Raw genomic sequence first — 19,673 nt, 5'->3', positions numbered from 1 at the left:
GTTATTTACGGCGATTGACGACTACTGCGGCAAACGAAGCTTGTCCAGCAGACGATTCACCAGCAGCTCGTTCAACATGATCAGCTGTTGCAGCGCCAGCAACGGTTTGCGCTCAGGACCTTTCACCGAGTTGGCGATATTGCCGGCCATGGCGTTGGCTGACGACAGTGATTCGCAGGCTTCAACCAGCAGTGTTTCGTCATCGAGCGTGGGATCGACCATGTAGATGGGGCGGACCTTGGGCGGGAAGTACTTCGGGACTTCGGGGCCGAGGTAATAGTCGAGTGCGCGGTCGGCGGCGGCTTTTGTCTTTTGGGACTCAAGCTCGGGGTCGTTGGAGGTTGGATCGGTTTTTGGCGGGTTTGGTGTGGCTTTGAACATAGATGTAACTCCTATCGCAGACTTCAAGGAGCCATCACCCACGCTACCAAACGATGGGTGGCGGCCATACGCGGGTTGGTAGACCGGCTGCAATAGGAACCCGGCGCTCACGAATGAGCCCCACGCATGACCACCATAAAACCGAGCCCCAAGAAAAGGACTGCATACGGTGTTGCCACACAGCTATTACAGACGGGCTACCAAACCCGATCACTGTTTTTCAGTGACAGGGAAACGATATAGCCCTCTCCAAGCCGCGTAAGCCGGCGGATTCTGGCGTACGTGTAGGCAACGACGCAAGGTGTTGTAGCCCTTATGGCGTAACGGTTCGTGTACTTTAAACGCGCTTGCAGAATTACGTTTATGCGCCAAAAAGCCGGATGTTTGACCTTTCCTTTGCTGTGCTCTGGTAGACCGCTTTCGTCGGATCGCCGCCCGGACCAAGCTCGCTACCCCAAGGATCGCATGCAGTCTGCAGGAAACTGGTCGGCTGTCAGGCCGCTTTCGCGAGCAAGCTCGCTCCCACAGGGATTGCATGCAGTCTGCAAAAACTGGTCGGCTGTCAGGCCGCTTTCGCGAGCAAGCTCGCTCCCACAGGGATTGCATGCAGTCTGCAAAAACTGGTCGGCTGTCAGGCCGCCATCGCCAGCAGGCTGGCTCCCACAGAAAACGATGAGCGTTAGCTCGAGTACCGCTTTTGATCTTCGGGCGACGTCGGAAGGCTGAGTGGAGGGATTTATCCGGGGTGGGAGCGCAGCGACCGTTTGGCGAAGCCAAACACATCGAGAGGAGGTGCAGCGAAGCAAACCGTAGGCGATGCCCCCCCGGATGAATCCCGGAGCGAAGGAACCCCGAGCTTTAGCGAGTGGGCCGGACGTAGGAGCAAGCGTTTTTGGTTACTTTTGGGGCGTTTGCCAAAAGTGACCCGCCGTAAGGGCGGAACCCTAAGCAGCCATAACCGCAGCAACGGATATACACCCAAAAACCAAACCTCACCGAAGAAACCCGGCAACCCTCTCCGCCGCCGAAGCCAAATGCTGCTCCTGCGTAAACCCGGAAACCTTCAGCGGCTTCAAATCATGATCCCCAGAGGCCAACCAAAAAACCTCAATACTCGGTGATAAATCGTAAGCCTCAACAGCGTCCCGATTGCCAAGCGCATCCCGCTCGCCTTGAACAATCAACGTCCGAGTCCGCAAAGAAGCCAGATGTTCGACCCGCGGTTTCTCAGGTTTCCCAACCGCATAAAACGGATACCCCAGACACACCAACGCATCCGCACCCAACTCGTCCGCCAGGAGACTGGCCATCCGCCCCCCCATCGACTTCCCGCCAACCGCCAAAACCCCAGCGACATGAAGTCGCACCAGGCCATACACCTCACGCCAACATTCGAGCAACTTCGGCGCCGGATTCGGCGGGCGTTTGCTGCCATCAACCCGCCGCTGCGCCATATAAGGAAACTCAAACCGCAACACGTTGATACCAAGCCCGGCAAGGCGCCCAGCCATATCGTTCATCCAGTCGCTGTCCATCGGCGCCCCGGCACCATGGGCAAGAATGAGCGTCGCCGAAGCCTCGCCAACAGCGGCATCCCAAAGCCACCCGTGATCCCGCAGGCACTGCGCCCATTGATCCCCGTCAATACTGGCCTTGTGCTGTTTGTCCATGCTTGCCTCGCTTTTAGTCTGCCTATAACTCCAGGCGAAGGGTTCGCGGCGTTTTCTGCGCGCACTCACTTCGGCTGAACCGTGGATGGGGAACCATGAACACTTCTATCAGTACCGCCTACAACTACAAGGTGGTCCGCCAATTCGCCATTATGACGGTGGTGTGGGGCATCGTCGGCATGGGGCTCGGGGTTTTTCTCGCGGCTCAATTGGTCTGGCCCGAACTCAACTTCAACCTGCCGTGGACCAGCTTCGGACGCCTGCGCCCGCTGCACACCAACGCGGTGATCTTCGCGTTCGGTGGCTGTGCCTTGTTCGCCAGTTCGTTCTACTCGGTGCAGCGCACCTGCCAGACGCAACTGTTCGCGCCGCAAATCGCCGCCTTCTGCTTCTGGGGCTGGCAGCTTGTGATCCTGCTGGCGGCCATCAGCCTGCCACTGGGTTACACCAGTTCCAAGGAATACGCCGAGCTGGAATGGCCGATCGACATTCTGATCACCATCGTCTGGGTCGCCTACGCGATCGTGTTCTTCGGCACGATCATGCAGCGCAAGACCAAGCACATTTATGTGGGCAACTGGTTTTTCGGCGCGTTCATCATCACCGTGGCGATCCTGCACATCGTCAACAACCTTGAGTTGCCGGTGAGCTTCACCAAGTCCTACTCGGTATACGCCGGTGCAACCGATGCGATGGTGCAATGGTGGTACGGCCACAACGCCGTAGGCTTTTTCCTCACCGCCGGTTTCCTCGGGATGATGTACTACTTCGTGCCGAAACAGGCCGAACGTCCGGTGTATTCGTATCGCCTGTCGATCGTGCACTTCTGGGCGTTGATCACCCTGTACATCTGGGCCGGCCCGCACCACCTGCACTACACCGCGCTGCCGGACTGGGCGCAGTCGCTGGGCATGGTGATGTCGCTGATTCTGCTGGCCCCGAGCTGGGGCGGCATGATCAACGGCATGATGACCCTCTCGGGCGCCTGGCATAAGTTGCGCAGCGACCCGATCCTGCGCTTTTTGGTGGTGTCGCTGGCGTTCTACGGCATGTCGACCTTCGAAGGTCCGATGATGGCGATCAAGACCGTCAACGCCCTCTCCCACTACACCGACTGGACCATCGGTCACGTACACGCCGGCGCCCTCGGCTGGGTGGCGATGATCTCGATCGGCGCGCTGTACCACATGATCCCGAAAGTGTTCGGCAAAGAGCAGATGCACAGCATCGGCCTGATCAACGCGCACTTCTGGCTCGCGACCATCGGCACCGTGCTCTACATCGCCTCGATGTGGGTCAACGGCATCGCCCAGGGCCTGATGTGGCGTGCGGTGAACGAGGACGGCACGCTGACCTATTCATTCGTCGAAACCCTGGTGGCCAGCCACCCGGGCTTCGTCGTGCGGTTGATCGGCGGGGCGATCTTCCTCAGCGGCATGTTGCTGATGGCTTACAACACCTGGCGCACCGTGCGGGCCTCGCAGCCTGCTGACGTCGTTGCTGCCGCGCAGATGGCCTGAGGAGTCCGCCATGAAACACGAAACGATTGAAAAGAACGTCGGCCTGCTGATGCTGCTGATGGTGTTCGCCGTGAGTATCGGCGGCCTGACCCAGATCGTCCCGCTGTTCTTCCAGGATGTGACCAACAAACCGGTGGAAGGCATGAAGCCCTACACCGCGCTGCAACTGGAAGGCCGCGACATCTACATCCGCGAAGGCTGCGTCGGTTGCCACTCGCAGATGATCCGTCCCTTCCGCGCCGAAACCGAACGCTACGGCCACTACTCGGTGGCTGGGGAAAGCGTGTGGGATCACCCGTTCCTGTGGGGTTCCAAACGTACCGGTCCGGACCTGGCCCGGGTCGGTTCGCGTTACTCGGATGACTGGCACCGTGCGCACTTGTACAACCCGCGCAACGTCGTGCCGGAATCGAAAATGCCGGCCTACCCGTGGCTGGTTACCCAGCCGGTCGACAGCAGCCACACCGAAACCAAGCTCAAGGTCATGCGCACCCTCGGCGTGCCGTACACCGACGACGACATCAGCGGTGCGGTGGCCAGCCTCAAGGGCAAGACCGAAATGGACGCCCTCGTCTCCTACCTGCAAGTGCTTGGCACTGCGATCAAGAGCAAGAGGTGATTGAGATGGCCTTTGAAATGAGCGCGGGGCTGATTCGCGGCCTCGGCACGGTCGTGGTGTTCGTGGCCTTCGTCGGCCTGACCCTGTGGGTATTCAACCGCAAACGCACGCCGGAATTTGCCGAAGCGCGCCTGCTGCCGTTTGCCGACGAGCCGCAACCCGACCCAACCCCTGCAACTGAAACAAGGAGTACCCGGTCATGACCACCTTCTGGAGTACGTGGATCTGCGTACTGACCATCGGCAGCCTGATCGGCCTGACCTGGCTGCTGGTCGGCACCCGTCGGGGCGAAACCAAGGGCAGCGTCGACCAGACCATGGGCCACAGCTTCGACGGCATCGAGGAGTACGACAACCCGCTGCCGCAGTGGTGGTTCATGCTGTTTGCCGGCACGCTGGTGTTTTCCGTGGGCTATCTGATCCTTTATCCGGGCCTCGGCAACTGGAAAGGCATCCTGCCCGGCTACGAGGACGGCTGGACCGGCGTCCACGAGTGGGAAAAGGAAATGAGCAAGGCCGACGCCAAATTCGGGCCGATCTTCGCCAAGTTCGCCGCGATGCCGGTGGAAGAAGTGGCGAAGGATCCGCAGGCGCTGAAAATGGGTGGCCGTCTGTTCGCCTCCAACTGCTCGGTGTGCCATGGCTCGGATGCCAAAGGCGCGTTCGGCTTCCCTAACCTCGCCGACAAGGACTGGCGTTGGGGCGGCAGCGCCGAAACCATCAAGACCACCATCATGGGTGGCCGGATGGCGGCGATGCCGGCGTGGGGTGAAGTGCTGGGCGAGGCTGGCGTGAAAAACGTTGCCGCCTATGTGCGTCATGAACTGGCGGGGCTGCCATTGCCGGCGGACAACAAGGCGGATCTGCAAGCCGGTCAGCAGGCGTTCAGCACCACCTGCATTGCCTGCCACGGGGCAAACGGCCAGGGCACTGAAGCCATGGGCGCGCCGAATCTGACGCACCCGGCCGGTTTCATCTACGGCACCAGCCTGACCCAACTCGAGCAGACCATTCGCCATGGCCGTCAAGGCCACATGCCAGCTCAGAACGAGCTGTTGGGCAACGATAAAGTGCAATTGCTTGCCGCTTATGTGTACAGCCTTAGCAATGGATTGAATACAGAAAAACTGATTACTGAAGACAACAAAAAGTAATCATTGCGTACAACACTGCCGCACGTTTCCAGTGCGGCAGTTTCCAGCCCCTTTGCGACGCATTGTCGCACCCCTTCAGCCCCTCTCCTTTCGGTTACCCGGATTCGGGTCTACGCTTGCTCGATGCGGACTGGCCCGTGCCGGTTCCAGGTCGACCCTGAGCGAGGCGTTGAACGAATCGGCTGACTGACATGGCCGCAAAGGCCGGTAGATACCGGCTGTCGTGCCGATTACCGTCCGTCACCCGAACCGAGCGCTCGAACACACCCCGTTACATCCGACCGGGACCCCTCGCTTTTTTCGTCCGCTGCGACATTTTGCCCGAGGGCAATTTTGTCCTTACGCGGCGCATGGAAAGGCCGCAGAATCAGCGTTGGAAAGCATTGACCCAGGTCATGGCGCGTTGCATTGACCCCCTGCTTTCTACATACTTGCGGCCGATTTTAATCCTAATAAAACACCCAAACCGTGGAACCTTAGAATGAGCACAGCAATCAGTCCGACTGCTTATAACTATAAGGTAGTCCGCCAGTTCGCCATCATGACGGTGGTCTGGGGGATCCTTGGCATGGGGCTCGGTGTCTTCATCGCCTCGCAACTGGTCTGGCCGGAGCTGAATTTCGGTCTGCCGTGGACGAGCTTTGGACGCCTGCGCCCGTTGCACACAAACCTGGTGATTTTCGCCTTCGGTGGTTGTGCACTGTTTGCCACTTCCTACTATGTCGTGCAGCGAACCTGCCAGACGCGACTGATTTCCGACAGCCTCGCGGCCTTCACCTTCTGGGGATGGCAAGCGGTCATTGTCGGCGCGATCATTACCTTGCCGCTGGGTTACACCACCACCAAGGAATACGCGGAACTGGAATGGCCTCTCGCCATTCTGCTGGCCATTGTCTGGGTCACCTACGGTCTGGTGTTCTTCGGCACCATCACCAAGCGCAAGACCAAGCACATCTATGTCGGTAACTGGTTCTACGGTGCGTTCATCGTGGTGACCGCGATGCTGCACATCGTCAACCACATGTCGCTGCCGGTCAGCCTGTTCAAGTCCTACTCGGCCTACTCGGGCGCCACCGACGCGATGATCCAGTGGTGGTACGGCCACAACGCCGTGGGCTTCTTCCTGACCACCGGTTTCCTGGGGATGATGTACTACTTCGTGCCGAAACAGGCCGAACGTCCGATCTACTCCTATCGTCTGTCGATCGTGCACTTCTGGGCGCTGATCACCCTGTACATCTGGGCCGGCCCGCACCACCTGCACTACACCGCTCTGCCGGACTGGGCACAATCGCTGGGCATGGCAATGTCGATCATCCTGCTGGCGCCGAGCTGGGGCGGCATGATCAACGGCATGATGACCCTGTCGGGCGCCTGGCATAAGCTGCGCACCGACCCGATCCTGCGTTTCCTCGTGGTATCGCTGGCGTTCTACGGCATGTCGACCTTCGAAGGTCCGATGATGGCGATCAAGACCGTCAACTCGCTCTCGCACTACACCGACTGGACCATCGGCCACGTACACGCCGGTGCACTCGGCTGGGTAGCGATGATCTCGATCGGCGCGATCTACCACATGATCCCGAAACTGTTCGGCCGCGCGCAGATGCACAGCGTCGGTCTGATCAACGCGCACTTCTGGCTCGCGACCATCGGTACCGTGCTGTACATCGCTTCGATGTGGGTCAACGGCATCACTCAAGGCCTGATGTGGCGTGCAATCAACGACGACGGCACCCTCACCTACTCGTTCGTCGAAGCGCTGCAGGCCAGCCATCCTGGCTACATCGTCCGTGCCCTGGGCGGTGCGTTCTTCGCCAGCGGCATGCTGTTGATGGCCTACAACGTGTGGCGCACCGTTCGCGCCTCGGACCCGGCTGAAGCTGAAGCCGCCGCCAAGATCGCCGTAGTTGGAGCTCACTGATGAAGCATGAAGCTGTCGAGAAGAATATTGGCCTGCTGGCCTTCTTCATGGTCATCGCCGTCAGCGTCGGTGGCCTGACCCAAATCGTTCCGCTGTTCTTCCAGGACGTCACCAACAAGCCGGTCGAAGGCATGAAGCCGCGCACCGCCCTTGAACTGGAAGGCCGCGACGTTTACATCGCCAACGGCTGTGTCGGCTGCCACTCGCAGATGATCCGTCCGTTCCGTGCCGAAACCGAACGCTACGGCCATTACTCGGTCGCCGGTGAAAGCGTCTGGGATCACCCGTTCCTGTGGGGTTCCAAGCGTACCGGCCCGGACCTGGCCCGCGTCGGCGGTCGTTACTCCGATGACTGGCAGCGTGCGCACTTGTACAACCCGCGCAACGTAGTGCCTGAGTCGAAAATGCCGGCCTACCCGTTCCTCGTAGAAAACAAGCTCGATGGCAAAGACACGGCCAGGAAAATGGAAGTGTTGCGCACGCTCGGCGTCCCTTACACCGACGAAGACATCGCCGGTGCCAGGGATGCCGTGAAGGGCAAAACCGAAATGGACGCGCTGGTGGCCTATCTGCAAGGCCTGGGCACCATCATCAAAAGCAAACGGTGATTCTTGATGGATATCGGGATGATTCGAGGCCTGGGCACCGTTGTCGTGATGGTCGCCTTCATCGGCCTGGCGTTGTGGGTGTTCAGCCCCAAGCGCAAGTCGGAGTTTGAAGACGCGACCTTGCTGCCCTTCGCGGATGATCCCGAAGCCATCAAGCACGTCGAGCAAGCTTCTAGGAGTAACAAAGAATGACTACATTCTGGAGTCTGTACGTCACAGTCCTCAGTCTCGGTACGATCTTTTCCCTGACCTGGCTGTTGCTGTCGACCCGCAAGGGTCAGCGCGCCGAGCAGACCGACGAGACGGTCGGCCACTCCTTCGACGGGATCGAGGAGTACGACAACCCGCTGCCGAAATGGTGGTTCATGCTGTTCGTGGGTACCATCGTGTTCGCGTTGGGTTATCTGGTGCTGTACCCGGGCCTGGGCAGCTGGAAAGGCCTGCTGCCGGGCTACAACTACCTCGATACCGAGAAGCAGACCCCGTTCGCCAACGGCCAGACCGGCTGGACCGGCGTTCACGAGTGGGAAAAGGAAATGGCTCGCTCGGACGCCAAGTTCGGTCCGATCTTCGCCAAGTTCGCGGCGATGCCGATCGAGGAAGTCGCGAAGGATCCGCAAGCCCTGAAGATGGGTGGCCGTCTGTTCGCCTCCAACTGCTCGGTCTGCCACGGTTCCGACGCCAAGGGCGCTTATGGTTTCCCTAACCTGACCGACGCCGACTGGCGCTGGGGCGGCGAACCGGAAACCATCAAGACCACCATCATGGGCGGTCGTCACGCGGTGATGCCGGCCTGGGCGGAAGTGATCGGTGAGCAAGGCGTGGCCGACGTGGCCGCGTTCGTGCTGACCAATCTCGATGGCCGCAAGCTGCCGGAAGGCACCAAGGCGGATCCGGCCAACGGCCAGAAACTGTTCGCTGCCAACTGCGTGGCGTGCCACGGTCCGGAAGGCAAAGGCACCCCGGCAATGGGCGCCCCGAACCTGACCCACCCGGCCGCGTTCATCTACGGCTCGAGCTTCGCGCAGCTGCAGCAGACCATCCGTTACGGCCGCCAGGGCCAGATGCCTGCCCAGGAACAACTGCAAGGCAACGACAAGGTTCACCTGCTGGCGGCTTATGTTTACAGCCTGTCCCACGGTGAAAAACCAGCGGAAGCCGAGGCCCAGTAAGGCCAACGTTTGAAGCAAAAAAAACGGCCCCGCCAATGAGAATTGGCGGGGCTTTTGCTTATGGCCGACTGGCCCAGATGGATTTCAGCGGAACCTGTCCGCGAATTGCGGTTTTTGCCAATCATTGTTCTCGATCAGATTGACATGCAGTTGCTTGCGATCATCCGAAAAGCTAGCTGTCAGGTACGTCTGCTGGGACGCTGCGCCGCTGAGAAACGAACCTCTCCGACATTTTTCGAGTACGCAGATCAATCTGTGGGGCTAAAAGAACCACATCGCAGCTTCACATCTCGCAACCGAAATTCGTTGGGCACATTGGCTGGCAAGCGATAACGTCCTTCGGCAGCCGATGCGCTGCGACCTCACAACTCATCTTGCAAGGAAGGCATACGATGAACGAACAACATCAGAATCAGGGCGGTGATGAGCCGATTCAAACGGATGAACAGACCCCACAAAACGATGTGACCGATAGCGACAGCCTGAAACGACAAAAGCGCTCCACGAAAGGCAATGTCGCAGCTGACAGAAAAAAAGGCACCGGTGGAATGGATAGCCTTGGCGGCGGCCGGATACTGTGAACGACCGATGAAAGCGGCTGCGTCTGCTCTTGTGCAGCGCAGCCGCCTCAATGTCAGCAGTGCCTGTCGTCTATAGTCAATTGATCTGCATCATGCTTTGCTGCATTCGCTACACCATTCAGGTTTTTTCCCCAACGCGACCAAAGGTCGCACCCGTTCGTCGGTGGTACAGGCGTATCATTGGGCCACTGCAACACCCCTTTTTGACCCCGGTCGGCACGTATCGACCGAGGCATTTTTCCACTGCCGTGGGATGCAATGATGAGCAACCAGATTCCGGTACACGACGTCACGCCGCCCGACAAGAACGCGAACAACAGCGTCGATCTTTACGCCGCTCGAGAAAAAATCTACACAAGAGCTTTCACCGGCCTGTTCCGCAATCTGCGGATGATGGGCGGCACGGCGCTGTTCCTGTTGTATTTCGGTACGGTGTGGCTGAACTGGGGCGGCCATCAGGCCGTGTGGTGGAACCTGCCGGAACGCAAGTTCTTCATTTTCGGCGCCACCTTCTGGCCCCAGGATTTCATCCTGCTTTCGGGCCTGCTGATCATTGCCGCATTCGGCCTGTTCTTCATCACGGTGTATGCCGGCCGGGTCTGGTGTGGTTATACCTGCCCACAAAGCGTGTGGACGTGGATTTTCATGTGGTGCGAAAAGGTCACCGAAGGCGACCGCAACCAGCGCATCAAGCTGGACAAGGCGCCGATGAGTGCCAACAAGTTCCTGCGCAAGTTCGCCAAGCACGCCATGTGGTTGCTGATCGGTTTCGTCACCGGCATGACCTTCGTCGGCTACTTCTCGCCGATCCGTGAACTGGTCTTTGACTTCTTCACCGGGCAAGCCGATGGCTGGTCGTATTTCTGGGTCGGCTTCTTCACCCTCGCCACGTACGGCAACGCCGGCTGGTTGCGGGAGCAGGTGTGCATCTACATGTGTCCGTATGCGCGCTTCCAGAGCGTGATGTTCGACAAGGACACCCTGATTGTTTCCTACGACCCGCGGCGCGGCGAAAGCCGTGGCCCGCGCAAGAAAGGCGTCGACTACAAGGCCCTGGGCCTGGGCGACTGCATCGACTGCACCATGTGCGTTCAGGTCTGCCCGACCGGCATCGACATCCGCGACGGCCTGCAGATCGAGTGCATCGGTTGCGCCGCATGCATCGACGCCTGCGACAGCATCATGGACAAGATGGATTACCCGCGCGGGCTGATCAGCTACACCACCGAACACAATTTATCCGGGCAGAAGACCCATAAACTGCGCCCGCGCCTGATCGGCTACGCCGTGGTGCTGCTGGCGATGATCAGCCTGTTGGTGACCGCATTCTTCATGCGTTCGCTGGTGGGTTTCGACGTCAGCAAAGACCGCGTGCTTTACCGTGAAAACGCCGAAGGCCGGATCGAAAACGTCTACAGCCTGAAGATCATGAACAAGGATCAGCGCGACCACACTTATGTGCTGGAAGCTGCCGGCTTGCCGGATCTGCGCCTGCAAGGCAAACGCGAGATCAAGGTGCCGGCCGGGGAAATCTTCAGCATGCCGGTCGAACTGTCGAGCGCACCTGAACAATTGCCATCGAGCACCAACGAGGTGAAATTCATCCTCAAGGATGCCGATGACGACAGCGTCCACGTAGAAGCCAAGAGCCGTTTCATCGGCCCACAAAATCGTTGAGAGAACTGAACATGCCCGCAGCAAACTCCGCAAGTCCCTGGTACAAGCACCTTTGGCCATGGATCATCATCGGGATTCTGGCCTGTTCGGTGACCCTGACGCTGTCCATGGTGACCATTGCGGTGAACAACCCGGACAACCTGGTCAACGATAACTACTACGAGGCCGGCAAAGGCATCAACCGTTCACTGGATCGCGAACTGCTGGCGCAGACCTTGAAGATGCGCGCTGCCGTGCATCTGGATGATGTCACCGGCGAAGTCGATCTGCGCCTGAGCGGCGACAGCCAGCCGAAAACCCTGGAACTGAACCTGATCTCGCCGACTCAACCGGAGAAGGATCGCAAGATTGTCCTGGCCCGTAGCGAGACCGAACAGGGCCGGTACATCGGCCAGTTGAGCGACAAGATCGAAGGCCGGCGTTTTGTTGAATTGCTGGGCACCCAGGACGATCACGTGTGGCGGATGTTCGAGGAAGAGCTGGTCAGCCATGACAAGGATTTGTTGCTCGGTGATGAGCCGTTGCAGGGCGCTGAAGACCTGAAGCACTAAGCCTTACTCTGATCGCACCCACGCTCTGCGTGGGCACGCAGCCACGGACGCTCCGCGTCCCGGCCGAAGCGGACGCGGAGCGTCCGTGGAGGCCGTCCCACGCGGAACGTGGGAACGATCATCGGAAAGCCTCATGACCATTCCAGTCCCCTGCTACCACTGCGCCCTGCCCGCCCCGTCCGGCAGCCGCTTCACCGCCGTCGTGCTCGGGGAATCCCGCGAGTTCTGCTGCCCCGGCTGTCAGGCGGTGGCCGAAGCCATCGTCGCCGGTGGCCTGGAAAGCTATTACCAGCATCGCAGCGAAGCCTCGGCCAACCCCGAAGCGCTGCCGGTGCAACTGGTCGATGAGCTTGAGTTGTACGACCGCGCCGACGTGCAACAACCCTTCGTGCGCCACGAAGGTGAACTGGCCGAAACCACGCTGCTGATGGAAGGCATCAGTTGCGCCGCGTGCGGCTGGCTGATCGAGAAACACCTGCGCACGCTGCCCGCCGTGGCCGAGGCGCGATTGAACCTGTCCAATCATCGCCTGCATGTGCGCTGGGCTGACGCTCAGTTGCCGCTGAGCCAGATCCTCAGTGAACTGCGCCACATTGGCTATGCCGCACACCCGTATCAGGCCGACCGCGCGAGCGAACAACTGGCCAGCGAAAACCGCCTCGCCCTGCGCCAACTCGGCGTCGCCGGCCTGCTGTGGTTCCAGGCGATGATGGCGACCATGGCTACCTGGCCGGAATTCAACATCGATCTCAGCCCGGAGCTGCACACCATCCTGCGCTGGGTCGCGCTGTTCCTCACCACGCCGATTGTGTTCTACAGCTGCGCGCCGTTTTTCAAGGGCGCCATGCGTGACCTGCGCACCCGTCACCTGACCATGGACGTCTCGGTGTCGCTGGCGATCGGCGCGGCGTATGTCGCCGGGATCTGGACCTCGATCACCGGGGTCGGCGAACTGTATTTCGACGCGGTGGGCATGTTTGCGCTGTTCCTGCTTGCCGGGCGCTACCTCGAACGCCGCGCCCGCGAGCGCACCGCCGCTGCCACCGCGCAACTGGTCAATCTGTTGCCCGCCTCGTGTCTGCGTCTCGACGATGCCGGCCAGAGTGAACGCATCCTGCTCAGCGAATTGCGCCTCGGTGATCGGGTGCTGGTGCAGCCCGGCTCGGTGCTGCCGGCGGACGGCAAGATCCTCGATGGCCAGTCGAGCATCGACGAATCGGTGCTGACCGGCGAATACCTGCCGCAGCCGCGCGCCATAGGCGATGCTGTCACCGCCGGCACGCTGAACGTGGAAGGCGCGCTGATCGTCGAGGTGCAGGCTCTGGGCCAGGACACACGACTGTCGGCCATCGTCCGCCTGCTGGATCGCGCCCAGGCAGAAAAACCACGGCTGGCGGAAATCGCCGACCGCGCTGCGCAGTGGTTTTTGTTGTTGTCGCTGATCGCGGCGGCCGCCATTGGCCTGCTGTGGTGGGAGCTGGATTCGTCGCGAGCATTCTGGATCGTCCTCGCCATGCTGGTGGCGACCTGCCCGTGCGCGCTGTCGCTGGCGACGCCAACCGCCCTCACCGCCGCCACCGGCACCCTGCACAAACTCGGCCTGCTACTGACGCGCGGCCATGTGCTGGAAGGGCTGAACCAGATCGACACGGTGATTTTCGACAAGACCGGCACCCTCACCGAAGGCCGACTGGTGCTGCGTTCGATCCGACCGCTTGGCGCCCTCGACAGCGATCAATGCCTGAGCCTCGCCGCCGCCCTGGAAAACCGTTCGGAACACCCGATTGCCCGCGCCTTCGGTCGCGCGCCATTGGCTGCCGAAGACGTCCACAGCACGCCTGGCCTGGGGCTTGAAGGGTCGGTCGATGAGCAGCGTTTGCGCATCGGTCAAGCGGCGTTTGTGTGTGATCTCAGCGGCGCGCCGGTGCCTTCGATGCCGAAGGAACCGGGTCAATGGCTACTGCTCGGTGACCGTCAGGGGCCGCTGGCCTGGTTCGCCCTCGACGACCGTCTGCGCGATGACGCCCCGGCCCTGCTCGCCGCATGCAAGGCGCGCGGCTGGCGCACGCTGCTGCTGTCGGGCGACAGTTCGCCGATGGTCGCCAGCGTCGCCGCCGAACTGGGCATCGATGAGGCGCGCGGCGGTCTGCGCCCGGACGATAAGTTGCAAGTGCTGCAACAACTGCACAAGGACGGCCGCAAGGTGTTGATGCTCGGTGACGGGGTCAACGATGTGCCGGTACTGGCCGCCGCCGACATCAGCGTGGCCATGGGCTCGGCCACCGATCTTGCGAAAACCAGCGCCGACGCAGTGTTGCTGTCCAACCGTCTCGACGCACTGGTGCAAGCCTTCACGCTGGCCCGCCGCACCCGCCGGGTGATCATCGAGAACCTGTTGTGGGCCGCGCTGTACAATGGCCTCATGTTGCCGTTCGCCGCCCTCGGCTGGATCACTCCGGTGTGGGCCGCCGTCGGCATGTCGATCAGTTCGCTGACCGTGGTGCTCAACGCCCTGCGCCTGACTCGCCTGCCGAGCGCGCCGGCCGTCAACGCCACGTCAGAAACCCGCCCGCTGCCGGCCTGAGCCGCGCGGGCATGGAGTACAGATGCCAGCTCTCTACGTGATGATTCCGGCCGCGCTGCTGATCGTGGCCATCGCCGTCTACATCTTTTTCTGGGCGGTGGACAGCGGCCAGTACGACGACCTCGACGGCCCGGCCCACAGCATCCTGTTCGACGATCAGGATCCGAACCATACCGCCGCTGTGGACGAAGCCAACCCCGCGAAACCGGACGACAAGGCGCCACCCCATGCTTGAACTGGCGCCGCTGCTGGTGTCTGCGTTGATTCTCGGCCTGCTCGGCGGCGGGCATTGCCTGGGCATGTGCGGTGGTCTGATGGGCGCGCTGACCCTGGCGATTCCCAAGGAACAACGCAGCCGACGCTTTCGATTGCTGCTGGCCTATAACCTCGGGCGGATTCTCAGCTATGCCACGGCGGGATTGCTGATCGGACTGGCGGGATGGGCCGTGGCGAACAGTCCTGCTGCGCTGTTCATGCGCGTGCTTGCGGGTTTGCTGCTGATCGCCATGGGCCTGTATCTGGCAGGCTGGTGGAGCGGCCTGACTCGCATCGAAAGCCTCGGTCGCGGGCTGTGGCGCTACATTCAGCCTGTCGCCAATCGCCTGCTGCCGGTGTCGAGCCTGCCCCGGGCTTTATTGCTCGGCGCACTGTGGGGCTGGCTGCCGTGCGGGCTGGTTTACAGCACGTTGCTGTGGTCGGCCAGTCAGGGCAATGCTCTCGACAGTGCATTGCTGATGCTCGCTTTCGGGCTCGGCACCTGGCCGGTGCTGCTGGCGACCGGCCTCGCGGCCGAGCGGGTCACGGCGCTGTTGCGCAAACGCAGCGTGCGCATGGCCGGCGGTCTGCTGGTGATCCTGTTCGGCATCTGGACTCTGCCGGGCCCGCACCAGCACTGGCTGATGGGCCACTGATCCCGTTGATGCAAATCAAGATGCTTTTTCGCGCCCTCCCCTAGACTCGGCACACTGCCAGCCTATCCGGGGGAATGCCCGCATGCTCGACGCCATTCGTTGGGACACCGATTTGATCCGCCGCTACGACCTGGCGGGGCCGCGCTACACCTCGTACCCGACGGCCGTACAATTTCACAGTCAGGTCGGCACCTTCGACCTGTTCCACGCCCTGCGCGACAGCCGCAAGGCCCTGCGCCCGTTGTCGCTGTACGTGCACGTACCGTTCTGCGCGAACATTTGCTACTACTGCGCCTGCAACAAGGTCATCACCAAAGATCGCGGCCGCGCGCTGCCGTATCTGCAACGGCTCGAGCAGGAAATCCAGCTGATCGCCTGCCACCTCGACCCCGCACAGAAAGTCGAGCAACTGCACTTCGGCGGCACGCCGACCTTTCTCAGCCACGACGAACTGCGCCAGTTGATGGCGCACCTGCGCAAGCACTTCAATCTGCTGGACGATGATTCCGGCGACTACGGCATCGAGATTGACCCGCGCGAAGCCGACTGGTCGACCATGGGCCTGCTGCGCGAATTAGGCTTCAACCGGGTCAGTATCGGCCTGCAAGACCTCGACCCGGCGGTACAACGGGCGGTCAATCGCCTGCAAAGCCTGGAAGAAACCCGCGCGGTGATCGACGCAGCGCGGACTCTGCAATTTCGCTCGATCAACATCGACCTGATCTACGGCCTGCCCAAACAGACCCCGGACAATTTCGCCCGCACCGTCGAGGAAGTCATCAGCCTGCAACCGGACCGGCTCTCGGTGTTCAACTACGCGCACCTGCCGGAACGCTTCATGCCACAGCGGCGGATCAACGGCAACGAACTGCCAAGCCCGGCGCAGAAACTGGAAATGCTGCAACGCACCATCGAACAACTGACCGCCGCCGGCTATCGCTACATCGGCATGGACCACTTCGCCCTGCCCGACGATGAACTGGCGATTGCTCAGGAAGAATCGACCCTGCAGCGCAACTTCCAGGGCTACACCACTCACGGTCATTGCGACCTGATCGGGCTTGGCGTGTCGGCCATCAGCCAGATCGGCGACCTGTACTGCCAGAACAGCAGCGACCTCAATCACTACCAGAACACCCTCGCCGGCGCGCAACTGGCCACCAGTCGTGGTCTGGTGTGTAACGCTGACGATCGCCTGCGTCGTGCAGTGATCCAGCAACTGATCTGCAATTTCAGCCTGGATTTCGCCGAGATCGAACGCAGCTTCAACATCGATTTTCAGGGTTATTTCGGCGCGCTCTGGCCGCAATTGCAGGGCATGGCGCAGGACGGGCTGATCGAACTGGATCGCGAGCGCATCACCGTGCTGCCGGCCGGTCGCCTGCTGGTACGTTCGGTGTGCATGGTGTTCGACGCCTACCTGGAACAGCAAAACCGCCAGCGTTTCTCGCGGGTGATCTAGCTTTTTCAAGCACAACGCAGGGGTTGTCCGGGTATCACGGTCATCGAAACGGTGCCTTGCACGCCGTCCGAGACACGTTTATCGGCCGTCATCCCTGCGGCTTCATGCCTTGGGGGCAATCTCGCCACAGGCTGGCCTGAATGTCCTCCGCTGGGTTACCCTTACGCCTTATGTGTGTTTTCCCACAAGGATTTAAGAAATGTCCGAGCCAGTTAAACTGCGCGCTCACAACCAGGCTAATTGCAAGGATTGCAGCCTGGCCCCTCTCTGCCTGCCACTTTCGCTGAATCTGGAAGACATGGATGCGCTGGACGAAATCGTTAAACGTGGCCGCCCGCTGAAAAAGGGTGAGTTCCTGTTCCGTCAGGGCGACACCTTCGATTCCGTTTATGCAGTACGCTCCGGCGCCCTGAAGACCTTCAGCCTGAGCGACACCGGCGAAGAACAACTGACCGGTTTCCACCTGCCGAGCGAACTGGTCGGGCTGTCCGGCATGGACACCGAGAAACACCCGGTTTCCGCCCAGGCGCTGGAAACCACTTCGGTTTGCGAAATTCCCTTCGAACGCCTCGACGAACTGGCCCTGCAATTGCCGCAGCTGCGCCGTCAGTTGATGCGCGTGATGAGCCGCGAAATCCGCGATGACCAGCAAATGATGTTGCTGCTGTCGAAGAAAACCGCCGACGAGCGCATCGCCACGTTCCTGGTCAACCTGTCGGCGCGTTTCCGCGCTCGCGGCTTCTCGGCCAACCAGTTCCGCCTGAGCATGTCCCGCAATGAAATCGGCAACTACCTGGGGCTGGCGGTGGAAACCGTGTCCCGGGTCTTCACCCGCTTCCAGCAGAACGAACTGATCGCAGCCGAGGGCAAGGAAATCCATATCCTCGACCCGATCCAGCTCTGCGCCCTGGCCGGCGGCTCGCTCGAAGTCTGATCTCGACCCGCGGCCGAGCGTATCGTTTCAGCCGCGGGTATACTGCGCCGTTTGCAGCCCTGCCAGGACACCTCGACGATGGTCTTCGACTCCTTCGACATCAAATCCCTGATCCGCCCCGTGATCGACTTCCCGAAACCGGGTGTGATCTTTCGCGACATCACCCCGCTGTTCCAGTCGCCCAAGGCCCTGCGCCTGGTGATGGACAGCTTCGCCCACCGCTATGTGGAAGCCGACTTCACCCACATCGGCGCGATGGACGCTCGCGGTTTCCTGATCGGGTCGGTGCTGGCCTATCAGCTGAACAAGCCGCTGGTGCTGTTTCGCAAGCAAGGAAAACTGCCGGCGGATGTGCTGGCCGAAGGCTACGCAACCGAGTACGGCGAAGCGTTCCTCGAAGTGCACGCCGACAGCCTGTGTGAAGGCGATTCGGTGGTGATGTTCGATGACCTGATCGCCACCGGCGGCACGCTGATCGCAGCGGCCAACCTGATCCGCCGCATGGGCGCCCGTGTTCACGAAGCGGCGGCGATCATTGATCTGCCGGAGCTGGGTGGTTCGCAGCGTCTTGAGGACATGGGGATTGCGACGTTCTGCCTGACGCAGTTTGCGTTGACTGACAAGTAAAACCCCGCGCCCGATCGTTCCCACGCTCTGCGTGGGAATGCCTCAACGGACGCTCCGCGTTCGGCTTTGGAAGGGACGCGGAGCGTCCCGGGCTGCATTCCCACGCAGAGCGTGGGAACGATCAACACCGAGGATTACAGTCCCATCTGCTTGCTGATGATCTCGTTCATCACTTCCCGCGTCCCGCCGCCAATCGACAGAATGCGGTTATCCCGGTACAGCCGCTCCACCAGGCTTTCGCGCATATAACCCAGCCCGCCAAGAATCTGCACCGCCTCGTTGGTAATGCGATCCGAAGTGTCCGTGGCAAAGTTCTTGGCCATGGAGATTTCCTTGATCACGCTCTGCCCCGCCGCCATCTTCGCCGCCTGCCGGTAGGTGAACTCCCGCGAGACTTCCAGCGCCGTGGCCATTTCCGCAAGGCGATGCTTGATCACCTGGAACTTGCCGATGGGCTTGCCGAACGCCTGCCGCTCCTTCGCCCATTTCAGACTCTCTTCCAGCGCCAGTTGCGCGGTCATGTTGGCCATCAAGGCCAACGCCAGACGCTCGCTCTGAAAGTTGCCCATGATGCAGGCAAACCCCATGTTCTGCGCGCCGATCAGATTGCCCACCGGCACCGGGCAATCGTCGAAGAACAATTCAGCGGTGTCCGACGCCCACCAGCCCATTTTCTTCAGTTGCCGGCCAACAGTGAAACCGGGTGTGCCCTTCTCGATCAATAGCAGGCTGATGCCGGCAAAACCGGGCGCACCGGTGCGCACCGCGACGGTGTAGTAATCGGCGCGCACGCCACTGGTGATAAAGGTTTTGCTGCCGCTGACCCGGTAATGATCGCCATCGCGCACGGCGCGGGTCTGCAGGTTGGCGACGTCGGAGCCGCCGCCCGGCTCGGTCACTGCCAGGGCGCTGATCTTCTCGCCGCTGAGCACTTGAGGGACGACCCGGTCACGGACTTCGGGCCGGGCCCATTTGACGATCGGCGGCAAACCGATATCAAGCGAACCGAGCCCGGCTACAAGCCCGCCGGAACCACAACGCATCAGTTCTTCGCTGGCGGCGATCTTGGCGAACAGATCTCCTTCGTGACTGCCACCCAGCGCTTCGGGGTAACCGATGCCGAGGATGCCGGCCGCACCGGCCTTGAGGTAAAGCTCACGGGGGAAGCTTTCGGCTTCTTCCCACGTATCGATGTCCGGCAGGATCTCGCGCTCGACGAAACGTCTGACGCTGTCGCGGACCAATTGGTGGCTGGGGTCGAAGTATTCCTGGAAGGCGGGCATCGGCGAACTCCATGGA

The 19,673-nt window shown here is 61.0% G+C and carries 20 protein-coding genes and 1 pseudogene; 17 read left to right on the top strand and 4 right to left on the bottom strand.

Features of this window, described 5'->3' with window-relative positions:
* Positions 1-21: 21 nt before the first annotated feature.
* A complete protein-coding gene (locus I5961_RS09580; protein WP_227235039.1) occupies positions 22-381 on the bottom strand; it encodes a DUF6124 family protein in 360 nt (119 codons plus the stop codon).
* Between the two features lie 992 nt (positions 382-1,373).
* Positions 1,374-2,051, bottom strand: a complete 678-nt coding sequence (locus I5961_RS09575; protein WP_227235038.1) for an alpha/beta family hydrolase — start codon at positions 2,049-2,051, stop codon at positions 1,374-1,376.
* Between the two features lie 95 nt (positions 2,052-2,146).
* Between I5961_RS09575 and ccoN (I5961_RS09570) the strand changes: the two genes are divergently transcribed.
* The 8 genes from ccoN (I5961_RS09570) (at position 2,147) to ccoP (I5961_RS09535) (ending at position 9,047) form a co-directional block, all read left to right on the top strand.
* The gene (ccoN, locus tag I5961_RS09570; RefSeq protein WP_065259700.1) at positions 2,147-3,571 is read left to right on the top strand and encodes a cytochrome-c oxidase, cbb3-type subunit I; all 1,425 of its coding nucleotides are present in this window, start codon (positions 2,147-2,149) and stop codon (positions 3,569-3,571) included.
* 10 nt (positions 3,572-3,581) lie between these two features.
* A complete protein-coding gene (gene ccoO, locus I5961_RS09565; RefSeq protein WP_085700207.1) occupies positions 3,582-4,190 on the top strand; it encodes a cytochrome-c oxidase, cbb3-type subunit II in 609 nt (202 codons plus the stop codon).
* Positions 4,191-4,195: 5 nt separating this feature from the next.
* A complete protein-coding gene (locus I5961_RS09560; RefSeq protein WP_085700208.1) occupies positions 4,196-4,393 on the top strand; it encodes a cbb3-type cytochrome oxidase subunit 3 in 198 nt (65 codons plus the stop codon).
* Entirely contained in the window at positions 4,390-5,343 is a 954-nt protein-coding gene (gene ccoP / locus I5961_RS09555; RefSeq protein ID WP_085700209.1) for a cytochrome-c oxidase, cbb3-type subunit III, read from the top strand. Before I5961_RS09560 ends, ccoP (I5961_RS09555) begins: the two co-directional genes overlap by 4 nt.
* A gap of 481 nt (positions 5,344-5,824) precedes the next feature.
* Entirely contained in the window at positions 5,825-7,267 is a 1,443-nt protein-coding gene (ccoN, locus tag I5961_RS09550) for a cytochrome-c oxidase, cbb3-type subunit I (RefSeq protein WP_085690137.1), read from the top strand.
* Positions 7,267-7,875 carry a cytochrome-c oxidase, cbb3-type subunit II gene (ccoO, locus tag I5961_RS09545; protein ID WP_085700210.1) on the top strand — a complete coding sequence of 203 codons (609 nt, stop codon included), beginning with the start codon at positions 7,267-7,269 and terminating at the stop codon, positions 7,873-7,875. The genes ccoN (I5961_RS09550) and ccoO (I5961_RS09545) overlap by 1 nt, the downstream gene beginning before the upstream one ends.
* A gap of 6 nt (positions 7,876-7,881) precedes the next feature.
* A complete protein-coding gene (locus I5961_RS09540) occupies positions 7,882-8,067 on the top strand; it encodes a CcoQ/FixQ family Cbb3-type cytochrome c oxidase assembly chaperone (protein WP_003175465.1) in 186 nt (61 codons plus the stop codon).
* Positions 8,064-9,047, top strand: coding sequence for a cytochrome-c oxidase, cbb3-type subunit III (ccoP, locus tag I5961_RS09535; protein ID WP_085700211.1), 984 nt, complete (start codon positions 8,064-8,066; stop codon positions 9,045-9,047). The genes I5961_RS09540 and ccoP (I5961_RS09535) overlap by 4 nt, the downstream gene beginning before the upstream one ends.
* Positions 9,048-9,105: 58 nt before the next feature.
* On the opposite strand, the pseudogene I5961_RS09530 reads toward ccoP (I5961_RS09535), so the two are convergent.
* Positions 9,106-9,263 (bottom strand): annotated as a pseudogene (locus tag I5961_RS09530) (phosphoesterase); the annotation flags it as partial.
* A gap of 176 nt (positions 9,264-9,439) precedes the next feature.
* On the opposite strand from I5961_RS09530, the gene I5961_RS09525 reads away from it, so the two are divergent.
* The 9 genes from I5961_RS09525 (at position 9,440) to I5961_RS09485 (ending at position 18,374) form a co-directional block, all read left to right on the top strand.
* Positions 9,440-9,628 (top strand): hypothetical protein, encoded by a 189-nt coding sequence (locus I5961_RS09525; RefSeq protein WP_227235036.1) that lies wholly within the window; start codon positions 9,440-9,442, stop codon positions 9,626-9,628.
* A 261-nt stretch (positions 9,629-9,889) separates the two neighbouring features.
* Positions 9,890-11,305 carry a cytochrome c oxidase accessory protein CcoG gene (ccoG, locus tag I5961_RS09520; protein WP_085700214.1) on the top strand — a complete coding sequence of 472 codons (1,416 nt, stop codon included), beginning with the start codon at positions 9,890-9,892 and terminating at the stop codon, positions 11,303-11,305.
* Positions 11,306-11,316: 11 nt separating this feature from the next.
* On the top strand, positions 11,317-11,856 hold the full coding sequence (locus tag I5961_RS09515; RefSeq protein ID WP_227235035.1) for a FixH family protein: 540 nt from the start codon (positions 11,317-11,319) through the stop codon (positions 11,854-11,856).
* A 133-nt stretch (positions 11,857-11,989) separates the two neighbouring features.
* Entirely contained in the window at positions 11,990-14,440 is a 2,451-nt protein-coding gene (locus I5961_RS09510; RefSeq protein WP_227235033.1) for a heavy metal translocating P-type ATPase, read from the top strand.
* Between the two features lie 22 nt (positions 14,441-14,462).
* Positions 14,463-14,675, top strand: coding sequence for a cbb3-type cytochrome oxidase assembly protein CcoS (gene ccoS / locus I5961_RS09505; RefSeq protein WP_007951659.1), 213 nt, complete (start codon positions 14,463-14,465; stop codon positions 14,673-14,675).
* A complete protein-coding gene (locus I5961_RS09500; RefSeq protein ID WP_039770036.1) occupies positions 14,668-15,351 on the top strand; it encodes a sulfite exporter TauE/SafE family protein in 684 nt (227 codons plus the stop codon). The genes ccoS and I5961_RS09500 overlap by 8 nt, the downstream gene beginning before the upstream one ends.
* Positions 15,352-15,433: 82 nt before the next feature.
* Positions 15,434-16,813, top strand: coding sequence for an oxygen-independent coproporphyrinogen III oxidase (gene hemN / locus I5961_RS09495; RefSeq protein WP_227235032.1), 1,380 nt, complete (start codon positions 15,434-15,436; stop codon positions 16,811-16,813).
* Between the two features lie 199 nt (positions 16,814-17,012).
* Complete coding sequence (fnr, locus tag I5961_RS09490) at positions 17,013-17,747, top strand: fumarate/nitrate reduction transcriptional regulator Fnr (protein WP_007951654.1); 735 nt, start codon at positions 17,013-17,015, stop codon at positions 17,745-17,747.
* Between the two features lie 78 nt (positions 17,748-17,825).
* Positions 17,826-18,374, top strand: coding sequence for an adenine phosphoribosyltransferase (locus tag I5961_RS09485; RefSeq protein ID WP_085700217.1), 549 nt, complete (start codon positions 17,826-17,828; stop codon positions 18,372-18,374).
* 134 nt (positions 18,375-18,508) lie between these two features.
* Here the strand turns inward: I5961_RS09485 and I5961_RS09480 are convergent, their stop codons facing one another.
* Positions 18,509-19,657 carry an acyl-CoA dehydrogenase family protein gene (locus I5961_RS09480; protein WP_085700218.1) on the bottom strand — a complete coding sequence of 383 codons (1,149 nt, stop codon included), beginning with the start codon at positions 19,655-19,657 and terminating at the stop codon, positions 18,509-18,511.
* Between the last annotated feature and the right edge of the window lie 16 nt (positions 19,658-19,673).

Origin of the sequence: Pseudomonas sp. IAC-BECa141, assembly GCF_020544405.1 — a bacterium.
Taxonomy (GTDB): Bacteria; Pseudomonadota; Gammaproteobacteria; order Pseudomonadales; family Pseudomonadaceae; genus Aquipseudomonas.
This window is presented reverse-complemented; position numbering and strand designations above follow the sequence as displayed.

Excerpts from the sequence above, each read along its gene's own strand:
- I5961_RS09580 (WP_227235039.1), bottom strand. The coding sequence starts at position 381 with ATGTTCAAAGCCACACCAAACCCGCCAAAAACCGATCCAACCTCCAAC.
- I5961_RS09575 (WP_227235038.1), bottom strand. The coding sequence starts at position 2,051 with ATGGACAAACAGCACAAGGCCAGTATTGACGGGGATCAATGGGCGCAG.
- ccoN (WP_065259700.1), top strand. The coding sequence starts at position 2,147 with ATGAACACTTCTATCAGTACCGCCTACAACTACAAGGTGGTCCGCCAA.
- ccoO (WP_085700207.1), top strand. The coding sequence starts at position 3,582 with ATGAAACACGAAACGATTGAAAAGAACGTCGGCCTGCTGATGCTGCTG.
- I5961_RS09560 (WP_085700208.1), top strand. The coding sequence starts at position 4,196 with ATGGCCTTTGAAATGAGCGCGGGGCTGATTCGCGGCCTCGGCACGGTC.
- ccoP (WP_085700209.1), top strand. The coding sequence starts at position 4,390 with ATGACCACCTTCTGGAGTACGTGGATCTGCGTACTGACCATCGGCAGC.
- ccoN (WP_085690137.1), top strand. The coding sequence starts at position 5,825 with ATGAGCACAGCAATCAGTCCGACTGCTTATAACTATAAGGTAGTCCGC.
- ccoO (WP_085700210.1), top strand. The coding sequence starts at position 7,267 with ATGAAGCATGAAGCTGTCGAGAAGAATATTGGCCTGCTGGCCTTCTTC.
- I5961_RS09540 (WP_003175465.1), top strand. The coding sequence starts at position 7,882 with ATGGATATCGGGATGATTCGAGGCCTGGGCACCGTTGTCGTGATGGTC.
- ccoP (WP_085700211.1), top strand. The coding sequence starts at position 8,064 with ATGACTACATTCTGGAGTCTGTACGTCACAGTCCTCAGTCTCGGTACG.
- I5961_RS09525 (WP_227235036.1), top strand. The coding sequence starts at position 9,440 with ATGAACGAACAACATCAGAATCAGGGCGGTGATGAGCCGATTCAAACG.
- ccoG (WP_085700214.1), top strand. The coding sequence starts at position 9,890 with ATGAGCAACCAGATTCCGGTACACGACGTCACGCCGCCCGACAAGAAC.
- I5961_RS09515 (WP_227235035.1), top strand. The coding sequence starts at position 11,317 with ATGCCCGCAGCAAACTCCGCAAGTCCCTGGTACAAGCACCTTTGGCCA.
- I5961_RS09510 (WP_227235033.1), top strand. The coding sequence starts at position 11,990 with ATGACCATTCCAGTCCCCTGCTACCACTGCGCCCTGCCCGCCCCGTCC.
- ccoS (WP_007951659.1), top strand. The coding sequence starts at position 14,463 with ATGCCAGCTCTCTACGTGATGATTCCGGCCGCGCTGCTGATCGTGGCC.
- I5961_RS09500 (WP_039770036.1), top strand. The coding sequence starts at position 14,668 with ATGCTTGAACTGGCGCCGCTGCTGGTGTCTGCGTTGATTCTCGGCCTG.
- hemN (WP_227235032.1), top strand. The coding sequence starts at position 15,434 with ATGCTCGACGCCATTCGTTGGGACACCGATTTGATCCGCCGCTACGAC.
- fnr (WP_007951654.1), top strand. The coding sequence starts at position 17,013 with ATGTCCGAGCCAGTTAAACTGCGCGCTCACAACCAGGCTAATTGCAAG.
- I5961_RS09485 (WP_085700217.1), top strand. The coding sequence starts at position 17,826 with ATGGTCTTCGACTCCTTCGACATCAAATCCCTGATCCGCCCCGTGATC.
- I5961_RS09480 (WP_085700218.1), bottom strand. The coding sequence starts at position 19,657 with ATGCCCGCCTTCCAGGAATACTTCGACCCCAGCCACCAATTGGTCCGC.